We start from the raw sequence: 14,356 nt of genomic DNA on the forward strand, positions 1-14,356 counted from the left end.
CCCCGGTTGCGAAGCTACCTGGCGGGAATGACGATCCGGTCGGTCTTGTCGCCCTTGGGACGCTCCACCGGCATCTGTTCGCCCGTGACGATGAAGTAGATCGTCTCGGCGATGTTGGTGGCATGGTCGCCGATGCGCTCGATGTTCTTGGCGCAGAACAGCAGATGCGTACAGGGCGTGATGTTGCGCGGATCTTCCATCATGTAGGTGAGAAGCTCGCGGAACAGCGACGTGTACATGGCGTCGATCTGGTCGTCGCGGTCGCGCACGAAACCGATGGTCTCGACCGAACGCGAGGCGTAGACGTCGAGCACCTCCTTGAGCTGGGTGAGCGCCAGATCGGCAAGCGCCTCCAGCCCCCGATAGAGCGAGGCCGGCTGCATGCTGTTGTCGCCCACCGAGGCGACGCGCTTGGCGACGTTCTTGGCGAGATCGCCGACTCGCTCGAGATCGGCCGAGATGCGGATGACGCCGATGACTTCGCGCAGGTCCGTGGCCATGGGCTGACGCTTGCCGATGAGCAGGATCGCCTTGTCGTCCACCTCGCGCTGGCCCTGATCCAGGATTGCATCATCCTCCACCACCTTGCGAGCAAGGTCGGGATCGGCATTGACAAGCGCCAGAACCGACTGTTCGACCATGCGTTCGGCATGGCCGCCCATGGCGGCGATACGCTTCGACAGATATTTCAGCTCCTCGTCATAGGCGCTGACAATATGCAAGGACTGCATGGACGGAACCTCCGCGGCCGCTGTGATTCGGCCCTGCCTGTTTCCCCTTCCGTTACGCCACTCACATGACAATTGCGCGAAAGCGAAACGATTTCCGCCTTTCACCCTAAAACGATAGGTCCGGCATTTCTAGTTGGCCGGCAAATAAACCGTGAAGGCCGATCCTTTGCCGAGTTCGGACTGGATGGACAGCCGGCCATGGTGGCGGGTGAGGATGTGCTTGACGATGGCGAGCCCCAGTCCCGTTCCCTTGCGCGACTGGGCGGTCTCGGAATCGATGCGGTAGAAGCGCTCCGTCACGCGCGGAATGTGTTCCTCGGGAATGCCGGGGCCGAAATCGCGCACCGTCACCTCGATGCCCGGCTGCGGAGCCTTGTCGGTGCGGGCGATGGAAACGACGACGCGATCGCCGTCCTGCCCGTATTTGCAGGCGTTCTCAAGAAGGTTCTCGAACACCTGATAAAGCTCGTCACGGTCGCCCGGCACCTCCATGGGACCATCGGCGAAATCGCGCTCGATGACGAGGTTGTTCTCCTTCGCCAGCGGACCGAGGGAATCGACGACGCTTTCGACGACCTGCTTCACATCCACCCGCGCGCCGGGTTTCAGGTAGGGCTTCATCTCCAGCCGCGACAGCGACAGCATGTCGTCGATCAGGCGCGCCATGCGTCCGGTCTGGTTTTGCATGATGTGCAGGAACTGCTCGCGCGCGGCCGGGTCGTTGCGGGCCGGGCCACGCAGGGTCTCGATAAATCCTGCGATCGAGGCCAGCGGCGTGCGCATTTCGTGGCTGGCGTTGGCGATGAAGTCTGCCCGCATGCGGTCGATGCGGCGCGCCTCGCTCTGGTCCTTGAACAGGAGAACATGCAGGCGCGAGCCATGACCGACCGCGGAGGCGGTGACGCGGTAGACGCGCTCGACAGGCAGCTTGTCGATGAAATCGGCGGATGGCGAGCCGCCGCCGGCCAGGGCCGCGTCGATCAGGACCTGCATTTCCGGCGCGCGGAACTTGAGCTGCAACGACATGCCCGCGCGAAGATCGCCGAAGGCGGCAATCGCCGCCGCATTGGCATGGATGATGGACGCGTTGTCGTCGAAGACGATCAGGGGATCGGTCACCGCAGCGGCGAGATTCTCGGCCGAAAGGCTCTGCAGTTCCCCGGCCTCTGCGGCCGCCCTGCTCTGCTCGCCGTCACCCGTTGCGTCCCCGGAAATCCCGGCGGCCAGCAGCAGGGCGACAATGGCGGCCGGCAGGACCATGAAAGGCATGCCCGCAAAAAACTGCACGCAAAACAGGGCAGCGACGGCGACAGCCAGAAGCCAGCGTGCCTGCCACAGGTTGCGCATGAAGCGCCGTGCACCATACTTCTGTCGGTCACTCAAATCGGCCATGATGTCCGGCAGATAGCTCCTGTATGTCCGCATCTTGTCCTAGCATGAACTTCAATACACGAAAGGTCAGCCTGCATGAAAAACTCCGATGACAGCCCTGTGACAGCCGGCACCGATCAGCTCAGGATAAAGATTGGCGGGAAGGAACGCCTGTTCGACGTCGACGATCCGAAGCTGCCGGACTGGATTGAGGAAAACAAGATGACGGCAGGCGGCTATCCCTACAACAAGAAGATGAAAAAGGAAGAATACGAGCCCACGCTCGAAGCGCTCCAGATCGAGCTTGTAAAGGCGCAGGCGTGGATGCAGAAGACCGGACACCGCGTCATCTGCCTGTTCGAGGGACGCGACGCCGCCGGCAAGGGCGGCACCATCTTCGTCCTGCACCAGTACATGAACCCGCGTTCCGCCCACACGGTGGCGCTTACCAAGCCGACGGAGACCGAGCAGGGCCAGTGGTATTTCCAGCGCTATGTCGAGCATTTCCCGACCGCAGGCGAACTCGTCTCGTTCGACCGCTCCTGGTACAACCGGGCCGGCGTCGAGCCGGTGATGGGCTTCTGCACACCGGAGCAGCACAGGCATTTCCTGGAGGAAGCTCCGCGCTTCGAGAGGATGATCCGCTCCGAAGGCATCCATTTCTTCAAGTTCTGGCTCGACATCGGTCAGGAAACGCAGCTCGAACGGTTCCATGACAGGCGTCACAGCGCGCTCAAGAGCTGGAAGTTCTCGCCGATGGATATTGCCGGCATCACCCGCTGGGACGACTATACCAGGGCCCGCGACCTGATGATCGAAACGACCCACAGCAAGGCGGGACCATGGACGGTGGTGCGGGCCAACGACAAGCGCCGCGCGCGCCTTGCCGTCATCCGTCGCCTGCTGCTGTCCCTGCCCTATGACGGTCGCGACACAGGCGTCATAGGCAAGGAGGACGACAAGATCATCGGCGAGGGGCGATCGCTGCTGCTCGCATAGGCCACAACGCCGCCGCCCCTGCAATCTGCTGCGTTGCCGAGCCGCCCGCCGGCGGGCTGGCCAGCGATGTCATCATGTTTTCATGCGGCGTCTTTTCCCACCGGAACGGCTGGCGCCAGAGCTGCCAGATCGCGCGCCAGCCGGCCCAGGACATCATTGCCCAATAGACCGGAGTCAATGCCACGACTTTCCAGAAACCACGCTTGTGGCCTGGCCCCAGCGTACGCCAGCCAAGCAGCAGAAAGGCAAGATAGCCGAACGTGACGTTGACCATATCGACAGCCAGAAGGGCGGGAAAAGGCCGCTCGCCTGTCATGCCGAGCTGGAGACGTATGGTAACGACAAGGAAGGTCGCCAGCAGCACCGGATGCAGCAGGGCCGATGCCAGCATGCCGCCGAACAGGACCTGCGCCATCAGGAAAGAGCGGAACCCGAGATCGCCGGCGAGGCGTATGGGGTGGCGCATATGCACCAGCCAGGTCTGCGCCCAGCCCTTGAACCAGCGGGTTCGCTGGGGAATCCAGATGCCGACGGTGCGGGGCGCCTTTTCGTAGGTGGGCGATGACAGGACATCCGCCCTGTAGCCGAAGCGGGCGAGCCTCAGCCCCAGATCGGCATCTTCGGTGACGTTGAACGGATCCCAGCCACCCACCTCTTCCAGCGCCTCGCGCCGGAAATGGTTGGATGTCCCGCCCAGGGGCAGCAGGAACCCGTTACGCGCCAGAAAAGGCAGAAGACCGTGGAAAAGCGCCCGGTATTCGAAAGCGAACATGCGCGCAACCTTGCTTTCCGGGGCATTGGAAATCTCCAGCGGCGCCTGAAGAACGGCAACCTCGCGCCCGCACTCCCGAAACTTTGCCCATGCTTCCGCAAGCTGCATCGGGTCCGGCCAGTCCTCGGCATCGTAGAGCACCACGAAATCGCCGCTCGTCAGCGGCAGCGCATAGGAAAGCGCCTTCGGCTTGGTGCGCGGACCGATAGCCGGCACCTCCACCACCTCAATGTGGGACGGCAGCGGACAGGCGCGGATGGCCGTCAGCGTTTCATGGTCGTCCGCCTCGCAGACCAGCTTGATCTCCAGCTTCTCACGCGGCCAGACGATCCAGTCCAGCGCCGTCAGCAGGTCCGGAACGACGTTGGCCTCCTTGTAGAGGGCAATCAGCACCGAATATGTGGGCACATTGCCTTCGGGAACAGGAGGTGCGGCACGATGCTTCACCGGGCCGGACGCCATGGCGGCAAGAAACCTCAGGATCACGCAGGCGAAGAAGAATACGGTTGCCAGCGCATGCACGAGCGTCAGCACGACCATGGGTGCGAGCACGATTCCCACAGGCAGCAGAGACATGAGGATGCCCACCATGTAACCCTGCCATGCATTGGCGACGATATGGGCGGACATGTCGGGATGCTTTTCCGAAAGACCGTTCACCGCAATGCGTGACAGAAGCGGGCGCGCCCGCTCGATCAGGGCCGCGCGCAGCGTCCGGTCGTCGACGATGCGCATGCGCGGCGCCAGACGCGGGCGGGTACGCAGACAGGCTTGCAGGCGTCCGGGACGTATCGCCCGGGTTGAAAGAAGATAATAAACGTTGCCGTCCCGATGCAGATACTTGACGGGCAGATGGCTGCCATTGCCGCGCAGGAGCATGAGAAGCTGGTCGTCGCTCAGCAGCATGCGAGGCGGATCGATGGTGTCCAGCCGTTGCAGTCCCAGTTCGTCCGACAGGGCCTGGAGAATCCCGCCTCTTTCGCAGCCCCCGCACGACGCCAGCACGGATATGATGTCATTGTGCGCACCTTGCGCGCGGGCAAGCTGCCCGAGCTGTTCACGAGAACAGCCAAGCCGGCACAATACCGGCCCCCACTCCTCAATGAAATCAGTGTGCTCCGGCACCGTTCCGGTACTGGCGGCGCGGCTTTCATCGCCACGTCGACGCCCCGCAGGAAGGTCGGCGGTTTCCCCGATTTCGTACACCGTCCTATGCATGACACCCCCATGTCATCCATGACCGGGCGGACTACGCGCCCCAATGCTTGCTGACGACAAGCCAACCCCCGCCCCGGGCAACAACCCAAGACTTCCTAACACCATCATCTGGTTCGGATCAGCCGTTCAGAATATCTATATTTGTATAGACAAAAATCCGTCAGTAATTTTGAGGTTTATTCATAGGAAGTATCCCGGAACATATAAGATATATTCCCGCTCGCATCCTTGCGTGAAATCCAGAAATCAATTTTCTTCCCCCAATCTTCCCCGACCGGCATGGATGCTAGCATGGTTTTTCAAATATGCCAGTTTTTGATCAGGCAATAAAAAAACCCCGCCTCGCGGCGGGGTCAACCGGATAACTGGTCTTGCTGCGTACGGATCAACGCACGCGGCGACGCTCCGATGCCGGCTGGAAGGCCAGCCGGGCGTGATAGGCGCAGTAAGGACCGTTTTCGCCGGCCTCGTTGCCGCAGAAATGGAAGTCCTCGGACAGGGGGTCGCCATTCGGCCACTTGCAGGTCCGCTCGGTAAGCTGCGTCAGGTCGAGGCGGCGCGAGATGGGCACAACGACATTGTTGTCGACCGCACGCAGATGCTGGCGCGCGGCCGGCTCTGCGTCGAATTGCACCTGCAAGGCCGTTGCGCCGACCGTGGGAGCTGTCGCGCGGGCCGGGCTTGCGGCACGCGCGGGCCTGGAAGCCGGCGCCGAGGACGCCTTCTTCTGACGTGCCGGGGCGGCGGTGGTCCGGCCGCGGCCGGACAGCTTCAGACGGTGCACCTTGCCAATGACGGCATTGCGGCTGACCCCGCCGAGCTGCGCAGCGATCTGGCTGGCGCTCAGGCCCTCCGCCCACAATTTCCGCAAGAGTTCAACACGCTCGTCAGTCCAGTTCATAAGACTGCACTCCTTTGAACGCACGGCTTCCGGAATCCATTCCCGTTCCGACAAAAGCCGGTCGGGCACCACATCTATGTGGAGGATTGGATAAGCCGCACGAAATCTGGTTATTTCCGGCCCATGATTACAATATGCATGGACTCGGTGACAAGAGTCGGAGCCGAAACCCGAATCAGTTTTTGTGGTTTTCCCCAACTTGACCCGCTTTTCAAGCCCGTTTGACGCCACGAAACATGCTTCCGGGCCGGGGTCCCGAACAGAGAGCTTTCCATTGACAGAAAGCGGCAAAACCCTGATAAGCGCAGGGGCCGCCAATTGGGCGGCTTTTTAATTTCCGGTCCCGGAGACGCATATAATGAGCGGTTCGGCGCTTTACGATACCTTCGCACGCATCCCCCTGGTGTTCGAGCGCGGCGAGGGCTCGTGGCTGGTAACCGACAAGGGCGAGCGATATCTCGATTTCGCCGCGGGCATCGCCGTCAACTCTCTGGGCCACAGCCATCCGCATCTGGTCTCGGCGCTGACAGAGCAGGCCGGCAAGCTCTGGCACCTGTCCAATCTCTACGAGATTCCGGAGCAGGCGCGGCTGGCCGAACGCCTTGTGGCCGCCAGCTTCGCCGACAAGGTGTTTTTCGCCAATTCCGGCGCCGAGGCGCTCGAATGCGCGATCAAGACCGCCCGCCGCTATCACTATGCGAACGGGCAGCCGGATCGCTATCGCACGATCACCTTCGAAGGCGCCTTCCATGGCCGCACGCTCGCCACCATCGCGGCCGGCGGGCAGCAGAAATATCTGGAGGGCTTCGGTCCCAAGGCCGACGGTTTCGATCAGGTTCCGTTCGATGACATGGAAGCGCTCGAAAAAGCCATCGGGCCTGAAACCGCCGCCATTCTGGTCGAGCCGGTTCAGGGCGAAGGCGGCATCCGGCTGCTCTCCGGCCAGTCGCTGAAGCGGCTGCGCGACCTGTGCGACAAACACGGCCTGCTGCTGATCTTCGATGAAGTGCAATGCGGCATCGGCCGGACCGGCAAGCTGTTCGCCTACGAATGGAGCGGCGTTGCCCCCGACATCATGGCAATCGCCAAGGGCATCGGCGGCGGCTTCCCGCTGGCCGCCTGCCTTGCCACGGAAGAAGCGGCCAGGGGCATGACCGCCGGCGTGCACGGCACCACCTTCGGCGGCAATCCGCTCGCCATGGCGGTCGGCAATGCGGTGCTGGACGTCGTGCTGGCCGATGGTTTCCTCGACGAGGTTCAGCGCAAGGCGCTCCTGTTCAAGCAGGGTCTCGCGGCGATCGCGGACGAATTCCCCGGGGTGATCGAGGGTATTCGCGGCACCGGGCTGATGCTGGGCCTGAAATGCGTCCTGCCGGCCGCCGAGGTCAACGCAGCCCTGCGCGGGGAGAAGCTGCTCGCCGTTCCGGCCGGCGACAACGTCATTCGTCTGCTGCCGCCGCTCACCCTGACCGATGAGGAAATCCAGCAGGGCCTCGCCCGGATCCGCGCCGCGGCGGCCAGCCTTGCCCCCGCAGAAGCAGCCCCAGCAGAAGCAAAGTGATTGGAAGTCCCAGATGAGCCTGCGCCATTTCACCGATCTGTCCACCATCCCGGCGCAGGACCTGCGCTCCATGCTGGACGACGCGGCACGGCGAAAGGCGCGCCTCAAGGCCGGTGAACGAACCCGCCCCCTCGAGGGCAAGGTTCTGGCGATGATCTTCGACAAGCCCTCGACCCGTACCCGCGTGTCGTTCGACGTCGGCATGCGCCAGCTCGGCGGCGAGACCATCATGCTCACCGGCGCCGAAATGCAGCTCGGCCGCTCCGAGACCATCGCCGACACCGCCAAGGTGCTGTCGCGCTATGTCGATGCGATCATGATCCGCACCACGGCGCATGAGCGTCTGATCGAGCTGACCGAGAACGCCAGCGTACCGGTCATCAATGCGCTGACCGACGACACGCATCCCTGCCAGATCATGGCCGACCTGCTCACCTTCGAGGAGCATCGCGGCCCGGTGGCGGGGCGCACCTTCGCCTGGACCGGCGACGGCAACAACGTGCTGCACTCGCTGATGGAGGCAGCCGCACGCTTCTCCTTCAACGTCAATGTCGCCGTGCCGCAGGGCAGCGAGCCGATGCAGAGATATGTCGACTGGGCCCGCAGCAACGGTGCAAAAGTGACGTTTTTCCCCAGCGCCGAGGAAGCGGTCAGCGGCGTCGATTGCGTGGTGACCGACGCGTGGGTGTCGATGAACCAGGAACACAGGGCCCGTGGGCACAACGTATTCCTCCCCTATCAGGTCAATGCCGGACTGATGGCAAGGGCGAAGCCGGATGCGCTGTTCATGCATTGCCTGCCGGCGCACCGGGGCGAGGAAGTGACCGACGAGGTGATCGACGGCCCGAACTCGGTGGTGTTCGACGAGGCCGAAAACCGGCTGCATGCGCAAAAGGCCGTGCTGGCCTGGTGCCTCGGGGCCGGGAACGCGGCTTGAAACCGTCAGGGGCGGTGCCTATCTCCGGCGCACCACCCTACAACAGGACGATGCCCGGCCGGCCTTTCGTGAAAAGGCAGGGCCTGCGGCCGGAGACAAGCCATGCTGGAATCCAGGCAAGTGACCGGATACGAACCCAAACTCCACGAGCCGAAGCTCGGTGAATTCGGCCATGCGGGCGACGACCATGTCGTTCCCTTCGAAGTTTCGGCGCTCGACGTGCGCGGCCGCGCCGTCCAGCTTGGCCCGATGCTCGACGCCATCCTGTCGCGCCATGCCTATCCGGAACCGGTCGCCCGGCTTCTGGCGCAGGCATGCGTGCTGACCGTGCTGCTCGGCACCTCGCTGAAATTCCAGGGCAAGTTCATCCTCCAGACCCGCACCGATGGCCCGGTCGACATGCTGGTGGCCGACTTCACCACCCCGGATGCGCTGCGCGCCTACGCCCGGTTCGACACGGACAAGCTGGCCGCGCTTGAGGCGACAGGCAAGGTTGACGAGATCAGCCTGCTGGGGTCCGGCGTGCTGGCGCTGACCATCGATCAGGGCGTTCACATGCAGCGCTATCAGGGCATCGTGCAGCTCGACGGCATCACGCTCGAGGAAGCCGCGCGCGTCTACTTCCGCCAGTCGGAGCAGATACCCACGGACCTGAGGCTCGCCGTCGCCAAGCAGGTTCTGGCCGGCGGGGACGAGCAGTGGCGCGCCGGCGGCATGTTCGCGCAGTTCCTGCCGCAGGCCCCCGAGCGCATGCGCATGCCCGACCTGAACGGCGGCGACGGCGACGAAAGCGATGCAGGCGTTCATCCGCAGGACGATGCCTGGCAGGAGCTTCTGATGCTGCTTTCCACCGTCGAGCCAGCCGAGCTGATCGACCCGACCGTAGGTGCCGAGCGCCTGCTTTATCGCCTGTTCCACGAGCATGGCGTTCGGGTGTTCGACAATGTTCAGGTGGCGGACCGCTGCTCCTGCTCGCAGGAGCGGATCGAGGGCATGCTGCGCGGCTTCACCGCCGAGGAGGTCCGCGACAGCATCGAGAACGGCCGCATCCGTGTCGAGTGCCAGTTCTGCTCGAAGGGCTACGAGTTCGATCCGGCGGATTTCCTGCCGGCGGGCAACTGACGATCCTGTGAAAGAGGCCGGTCAGGCTGCGGGCCGGCCTCTTTCATTCCTGCCTCAGTTCACCGTCCGGCGCTCGTCGGGAAGGTCGAGCGAGAAGGCCGGAATCTCGATGTCGAAGGTTTCACCCCCGGCCGTGCGCATGGTGTAGCTTCCGGCCATGAAGCCGGACGGCGTCGCAAGCGGGCAGCCGGATGTATATTCGTAGCTGTCGCCCGGATTCAGTTCGGGCTGATCGCCGACGACGCCCGCGCCACGCACCTCCTCCACGCGCCCCGCCCCGTCGGTAATGCGCCAATGGCGCGACATGAGCTGGACGAACTGTGTCGAGTGGTTCCAGATCGTCACGCGATAACCCCACACATAGCGGTTCCCCGCAGGGTCCGACCGTTCCTCCAGATAGAACGGCCTGACCCGGACCTCTATGTCGCGTGTCGTGGCACTGTACATGATCCGCATCTCCTGCGCGGGAGAATTGGCCCGTAAAACGGTTCGGTCAAGCCTTGCCCGGCCAAACCCGTTGCGCACGCAAAAGGCCGCTTGCGGCGATGTGGAGGCAGGCGAAGGCAGCAGCCGGAACAAGACCGTTCCGGCCGCTTTCCCCGCGGCTGCGTCAGCCAGCCTTACCGACGGCGGCCAGCGCCTGCCCGATGTCCTCCAGAAGGTCGTCTGTGTCCTCGAGACCGATGGAGAGGCGCAAGGTGCCGGAGCCGATGCCGCCTTCGGCCCGCGCCTCATCGCTGAGGTTCTTGTGGGTGGTGGTCTCGGGATGGGTGATCAGGCTCTTGGCGTCGCCCAGATTGTTGGAAATCAGCACGATATCCAGAGCGTTCTGGAAGGCGAAGGCGCCGGCCTTTCCGCCCTTCACATCGAAGCACACAAGGGTCGAGCCGCCGGACATCTGACGGGCGATGACGTCGGCCTGCGGATGGTCGGGACGCCCGGGATAGACGACGCGCTCGATCTGCGGCGATTGCGCCAGGAAATCGGCGATGCGGGCAGCCGAGCGCATCTGCTGGTCGACACGCACGGGAAGCGTTTCCAGTCCCTTCAGCAGGGTCCAGGCATTGAACGGCGACATGCAGGGGCCGGTATGGCGGAAATAGTCGTGCAGGTTCTCGTCGATCCACGCCTTGTCGGAAAGGATGATGCCGCCGAGGCAGCGGCCCTGTCCGTCGATATGCTTGGTGGCCGAATAGACGACGACATGCGCTCCGAGGTCCAGCGGGCGCTGCAACAGGGGCGTGGCAAATACATTGTCGACCACCAGGCGCGCGCCGATCGAGTTGGCAAGCCCCGCAACGGCGGCGATGTCGATGACCTCCAGCGTCGGATTGGTGGGGCTTTCGAGGAAGAAGAGCCTGGTGTTCGGGCGCACCGCCTGTTCCCAGTTGGCGATGTCCTTGCCGTCGACCAGCGTGGCCTCGATGCCGTAGCGCGGCGCCAGCGTATCGATGACCCAGCGACAGGAGCCGAACAGGGCGCGCGCCGCGACGATATGGTCGCCCGCCTTCAGGCTGCACAGGATGGCGTTGGCGACGGCAGCCATGCCTGAAGCCGTGGCGCGGGCATCTTCGGCGCCCTCCAGAGCGCACATGCGCTTCTCGAACATGTCCACCGTGGGGTTGGCGTAGCGCGAGTAGATGAAACCGGGGCTTTCCCCCTTGAAACGGGCCTCCGCCGCCTCGGCGCTCTCGTACACATAGCCCTGCGTCAGGAAGATCGATTCCGACATCTCGCCGAACTGGGACCTGAGTGTCGCTCCGTGCACCAGCGTGGTGCGGGGTCTCCAATTGCGTGTCTTGTCCGATGTCATGGCTCTCTTCCAACAACAAAAAAACCGGTCGCGAAAGTCGCAACCGGCACGGACGGCCTTGAGGCCAGACGGTCCTTTAGCGACTTGTTTAACGTGGCTGCAAGCCGACCGGCCAAATCACCACGGGATAAGCCCCCTTTAAACCTGATGCCGTCTTGCGTCAATTGGCCGTATGTTTAAGACATTCGCGATTGTGGCCCGATCATCGGCCGGGAGCGTACCCTTGCGTCAGACAGGCATTCTACCCGATCAGGACATCGCCGCGCTGTTCGAGAGCGGCGCGCTCGTTTCTCCGCGGGCGCTCGACGCGGACCAGATCCAGCCGGCCAGCCTCGATCTGCGGCTCGGCGAAAAAGCCTTCCGGGTGCGCGCCTCCTTCCTGCCCGGCCCCGGCCATTCGGTCGCGGAAAAGCTCAATCGGCTGCAACTGCACGAGATCGACCTCACCGCCGGAGCCGTGCTGGAAACGGGCTGCGTCTATATCGTGCCGCTGCTGGAGAGGCTTGCATTGCCGGCGGAAATCTCCGCCTCGGCCAACCCCAAGAGCTCGACCGGGCGGCTCGACATCTTCACGCGCGTGATGACCGACCACGGCGCCGAGTTCGACAAGATCGCCGCCGGCTATCGCGGCCCGCTCTATCTGGAAGTCAGTCCGCGCACTTTCCCGATCATCGCCCGGACCGGTTCACGGCTGTCGCAGATCCGCTTCCGCATCGGCAATGCGCTGCTTTCCGAAGCTGAACTCAACGCGCTCCATCGCTCGCAGACGCTGGTGGCCACAGAGCCGCCCGACATTTCAGGCGGCGGCATCGCACTGTCGATCGATCTGGAGGGCGGCGCCAACGGGCTGATCGGCTACCGCGCCAAGCACCATACGGGCCTCATCGACGTGGACCGCCGGGCCGCCCATGACGTTCTGGATTTCTGGGAGCCGCTCTACAATCGCGGCGCGGCCGAGCTGGTGCTGGACCCCGATGAATTCTACATTCTGGTGAGCCGCGAGGCGGTGCACGTGCCGCCGCTCCATGCCGCCGAGATGACACCCTTCGACCCGCTGGTGGGGGAGTTCCGCGTTCACTATGCCGGCTTCTTCGATCCCGGCTTCGGCCATTCGGCCGCCGGCGGCACCGGCAGCCGCGCCGTGCTGGAGGTGCGCAGCCACGAGGTGCCCTTCATCCTCGATCATGGCCAGATCGTCGGCCGGCTGGTCTATGAGCACATGCTCAGGCGCCCCAGGGCGCTTTACGGCACCGACCTCGGCTCCAACTACCAGGCGCAGGGCCTGAAACTGTCCAAGCATTTCCGCAACGCTTCCTGACGCAAGGTCATCTCACTCTACTTTGAACCTAAAGCTTTCGGCTTGTGTCCTTGCTGTGGCTGTGCTTGGCTGGGCGCAGGCCAAAGGGGGCCTGAGATTTTTTGGGAAGAGGTTCACTATGCGTATTTCCGGATGGCTCGCAGGCGTCGCCACGGCAGCGGTGGTCGCCCTCGTTGCCGGGCAGGCAGCGGCGCAGGAGGGCGGCAAGCTCAAGATCGGCACCGAAGGCGCCTACCCTCCCTTCAACACACTGACCGCCGACGGCAAACTCGAAGGCTTCGACGTCGACATCGCCAAGGCGCTGTGCGCACAGATGAAGGCCGAATGCGAATTTGTCGTGCAGGACTGGGACGGCATCATCCCCGCTCTGCAGGCCGGCAAGTTCGACGCCATCGTCGCGTCGATGTCGATCACCGACGAGCGCAAGGAACAGGTCGACTTCACCAACAAGTATTATGTGACGCCGCTGGCGGTGGCTGCCGTCAAGGACAGCGAACTCAAGGGCACCACGCCGGAAGACCTCGCCGGCAAGACTGTCGGCGCGCAGGCGGCGACCACGCAGGCGATCTACGCCCAGGACCACTACGCCAAGGCCGGCGCCGACGTGAAGCTTTATCCGACGCAGGAAGAAGCGGTGCAGGACCTCATCAACGGTCGCCTTGACGCCGTCGTCTCCGACAAGTTCGTGATGGTCGACTGGCTGAAGAACTCGGCCGATGCCGATTGCTGCAAGATGATCGGCGACGTTGCCGGCACCGAGCTTGAAACGGGCATCGCCATCCGCAAGGGCGAGAACGAGCTGCGCGAGAAGCTCAACGCGGCCATCGACGCCATTGTCGCCGACGGCACCTACAAGCAGATCCAGGCAAAGTATTTCGACTTCGACATCTATTGATGTCCGAAACCGCCGTCGGGGCAGCCGGCGTTCCGACGAACGCTGCTGCCCCGGCTTCTTTTCCTGGCCGCATCCACGCGACGTCAGGCGATTTCGCCTGACTGCAAAATACTTAAAAAATGTTCGATCCCGTAACGGCCGGGACAACCCTACCCGCTGATCCCGGATTACACGATCAACGCCCCGCCGGAATGGCAAGCCTCCGGAAAGCCGGCCTCCTGCTGTCGGCGACCCGCGGCGGGGAAAGCAGGATCGTATGCACGTCCGCGCATGGCGCGGATATTTCGCCGGCGTCACCGGCATCGGGAAAGCGGAACCCGGCGCAGTCAGGTTGCGTTCATCTTTAATGTGCATTGTGCGATGCCGGCTTGGCAGACAAGGAGATGGAAAGATGAACGTTTTTAGATTCGCCGCCATGGGCGCCGTGGCCCTGACGATCGGCCTTGCCGGCTGCTCGCAGACGCCACAGCAGCAGCGCGCAACCACCGGTGCGGCACTGGGCGGTGCAGGTGGCGCGCTTGTCGGTCAGGCCATAGGCCGCGACACCAAGAGCACGCTGATCGGCGCCGGCGCCGGCGCGCTGCTCGGAGCCGTTGTGGCCACCTCGGGCGGCCCGCAGCCGGGCGACCAGCAGATGTGCCGTTACCGCGCGCCGGACGGACGCATCTACGTTGCCGAATGCGACGAGCGCTATTATCGCGGCCAGTACTAAAACACT

General features: G+C 63.6%; 13 protein-coding genes and 1 riboswitch. Of the genes, 7 read left to right on the forward strand and 6 right to left on the reverse strand.

Annotated features, from left to right (window positions below; all coding sequences use genetic code 11):
* Nucleotides 1–14: 14 nt before the first annotated feature.
* Entirely contained in the window at nucleotides 15–731 is a 717-nt protein-coding gene (gene phoU / locus DES43_RS01685) for a phosphate signaling complex protein PhoU (protein WP_035026391.1), read from the reverse strand.
* A 129-nt stretch (nucleotides 732–860) separates the two neighbouring features.
* On the reverse strand, nucleotides 861–2,123 hold the full coding sequence (locus DES43_RS01690; RefSeq protein WP_035026581.1) for a sensor histidine kinase: 1,263 nt from the start codon (nucleotides 2,121–2,123) through the stop codon (nucleotides 861–863).
* Nucleotides 2,124–2,198: 75 nt separating this feature from the next.
* Here DES43_RS01690 and ppk2 point away from each other — a divergent pair, with 75 nt between their 5' ends.
* Nucleotides 2,199–3,101 carry a polyphosphate kinase 2 gene (ppk2, locus tag DES43_RS01695; RefSeq protein WP_035026387.1) on the forward strand — a complete coding sequence of 301 codons (903 nt, stop codon included), beginning with the start codon at nucleotides 2,199–2,201 and terminating at the stop codon, nucleotides 3,099–3,101.
* Here the strand turns inward: ppk2 and DES43_RS01700 are convergent.
* Together DES43_RS01700 and DES43_RS01705 are read right to left on the reverse strand one after the other, a co-directional pair.
* Complete coding sequence (locus tag DES43_RS01700; protein WP_133674779.1) at nucleotides 3,067–5,091, reverse strand: glycosyltransferase family 2 protein; 2,025 nt, start codon at nucleotides 5,089–5,091, stop codon at nucleotides 3,067–3,069. The two genes, ppk2 and DES43_RS01700, sit on opposite strands and share 35 nt — an antisense overlap.
* Nucleotides 5,092–5,476: 385 nt before the next feature.
* Entirely contained in the window at nucleotides 5,477–5,992 is a 516-nt protein-coding gene (locus tag DES43_RS01705) for a GcrA family cell cycle regulator (RefSeq protein WP_035026385.1), read from the reverse strand.
* Nucleotides 5,993–6,350: 358 nt separating this feature from the next.
* Here DES43_RS01705 and DES43_RS01710 point away from each other — a divergent pair, with 358 nt between their 5' ends.
* The 3 genes from DES43_RS01710 (at nucleotide 6,351) to DES43_RS01720 (ending at nucleotide 9,612) form a co-directional block, all read left to right on the forward strand.
* A complete protein-coding gene (locus DES43_RS01710) occupies nucleotides 6,351–7,553 on the forward strand; it encodes an aspartate aminotransferase family protein (protein ID WP_035026380.1) in 1,203 nt (400 codons plus the stop codon).
* A 13-nt stretch (nucleotides 7,554–7,566) separates the two neighbouring features.
* Entirely contained in the window at nucleotides 7,567–8,490 is a 924-nt protein-coding gene (gene argF / locus DES43_RS01715) for an ornithine carbamoyltransferase (protein ID WP_035026374.1), read from the forward strand.
* Between the two features lie 102 nt (nucleotides 8,491–8,592).
* Nucleotides 8,593–9,612, forward strand: a complete 1,020-nt coding sequence (locus tag DES43_RS01720) for an Hsp33 family molecular chaperone (protein WP_035026371.1) — start codon at nucleotides 8,593–8,595, stop codon at nucleotides 9,610–9,612.
* Between the two features lie 54 nt (nucleotides 9,613–9,666).
* Here the strand turns inward: DES43_RS01720 and apaG are convergent, their stop codons facing one another.
* Both apaG and DES43_RS01730 read right to left on the reverse strand, forming a co-directional pair.
* Entirely contained in the window at nucleotides 9,667–10,059 is a 393-nt protein-coding gene (apaG, locus tag DES43_RS01725) for a Co2+/Mg2+ efflux protein ApaG (RefSeq protein WP_035026370.1), read from the reverse strand.
* A 163-nt stretch (nucleotides 10,060–10,222) separates the two neighbouring features.
* A complete protein-coding gene (locus DES43_RS01730; RefSeq protein ID WP_035026366.1) occupies nucleotides 10,223–11,425 on the reverse strand; it encodes an O-succinylhomoserine sulfhydrylase in 1,203 nt (400 codons plus the stop codon).
* 56 nt (nucleotides 11,426–11,481) lie between these two features.
* A riboswitch (SAM riboswitch) is annotated at nucleotides 11,482–11,559 on the reverse strand.
* A gap of 89 nt (nucleotides 11,560–11,648) precedes the next feature.
* Between DES43_RS01730 and DES43_RS01735 the strand changes: the two genes are divergently transcribed.
* From DES43_RS01735 to DES43_RS01745, 3 genes are all read left to right on the forward strand, one after another.
* Nucleotides 11,649–12,743 carry a 2'-deoxycytidine 5'-triphosphate deaminase gene (locus tag DES43_RS01735; protein ID WP_035026365.1) on the forward strand — a complete coding sequence of 365 codons (1,095 nt, stop codon included), beginning with the start codon at nucleotides 11,649–11,651 and terminating at the stop codon, nucleotides 12,741–12,743.
* A gap of 118 nt (nucleotides 12,744–12,861) precedes the next feature.
* Nucleotides 12,862–13,638: an ABC transporter substrate-binding protein gene (locus DES43_RS01740; RefSeq protein WP_035026363.1), complete on the forward strand. Its 777-nt coding sequence runs from the start codon at nucleotides 12,862–12,864 to the stop codon at nucleotides 13,636–13,638.
* 391 nt (nucleotides 13,639–14,029) lie between these two features.
* Nucleotides 14,030–14,350 (forward strand): YMGG-like glycine zipper-containing protein, encoded by a 321-nt coding sequence (locus DES43_RS01745; RefSeq protein ID WP_035026362.1) that lies wholly within the window; start codon nucleotides 14,030–14,032, stop codon nucleotides 14,348–14,350.
* Nucleotides 14,351–14,356 lie beyond the last annotated feature (6 nt).

It is taken from the genome of Aquamicrobium defluvii, from assembly GCF_004363725.1.
GTDB lineage: Bacteria > Pseudomonadota > Alphaproteobacteria > Rhizobiales > Rhizobiaceae > Mesorhizobium > Mesorhizobium defluvii.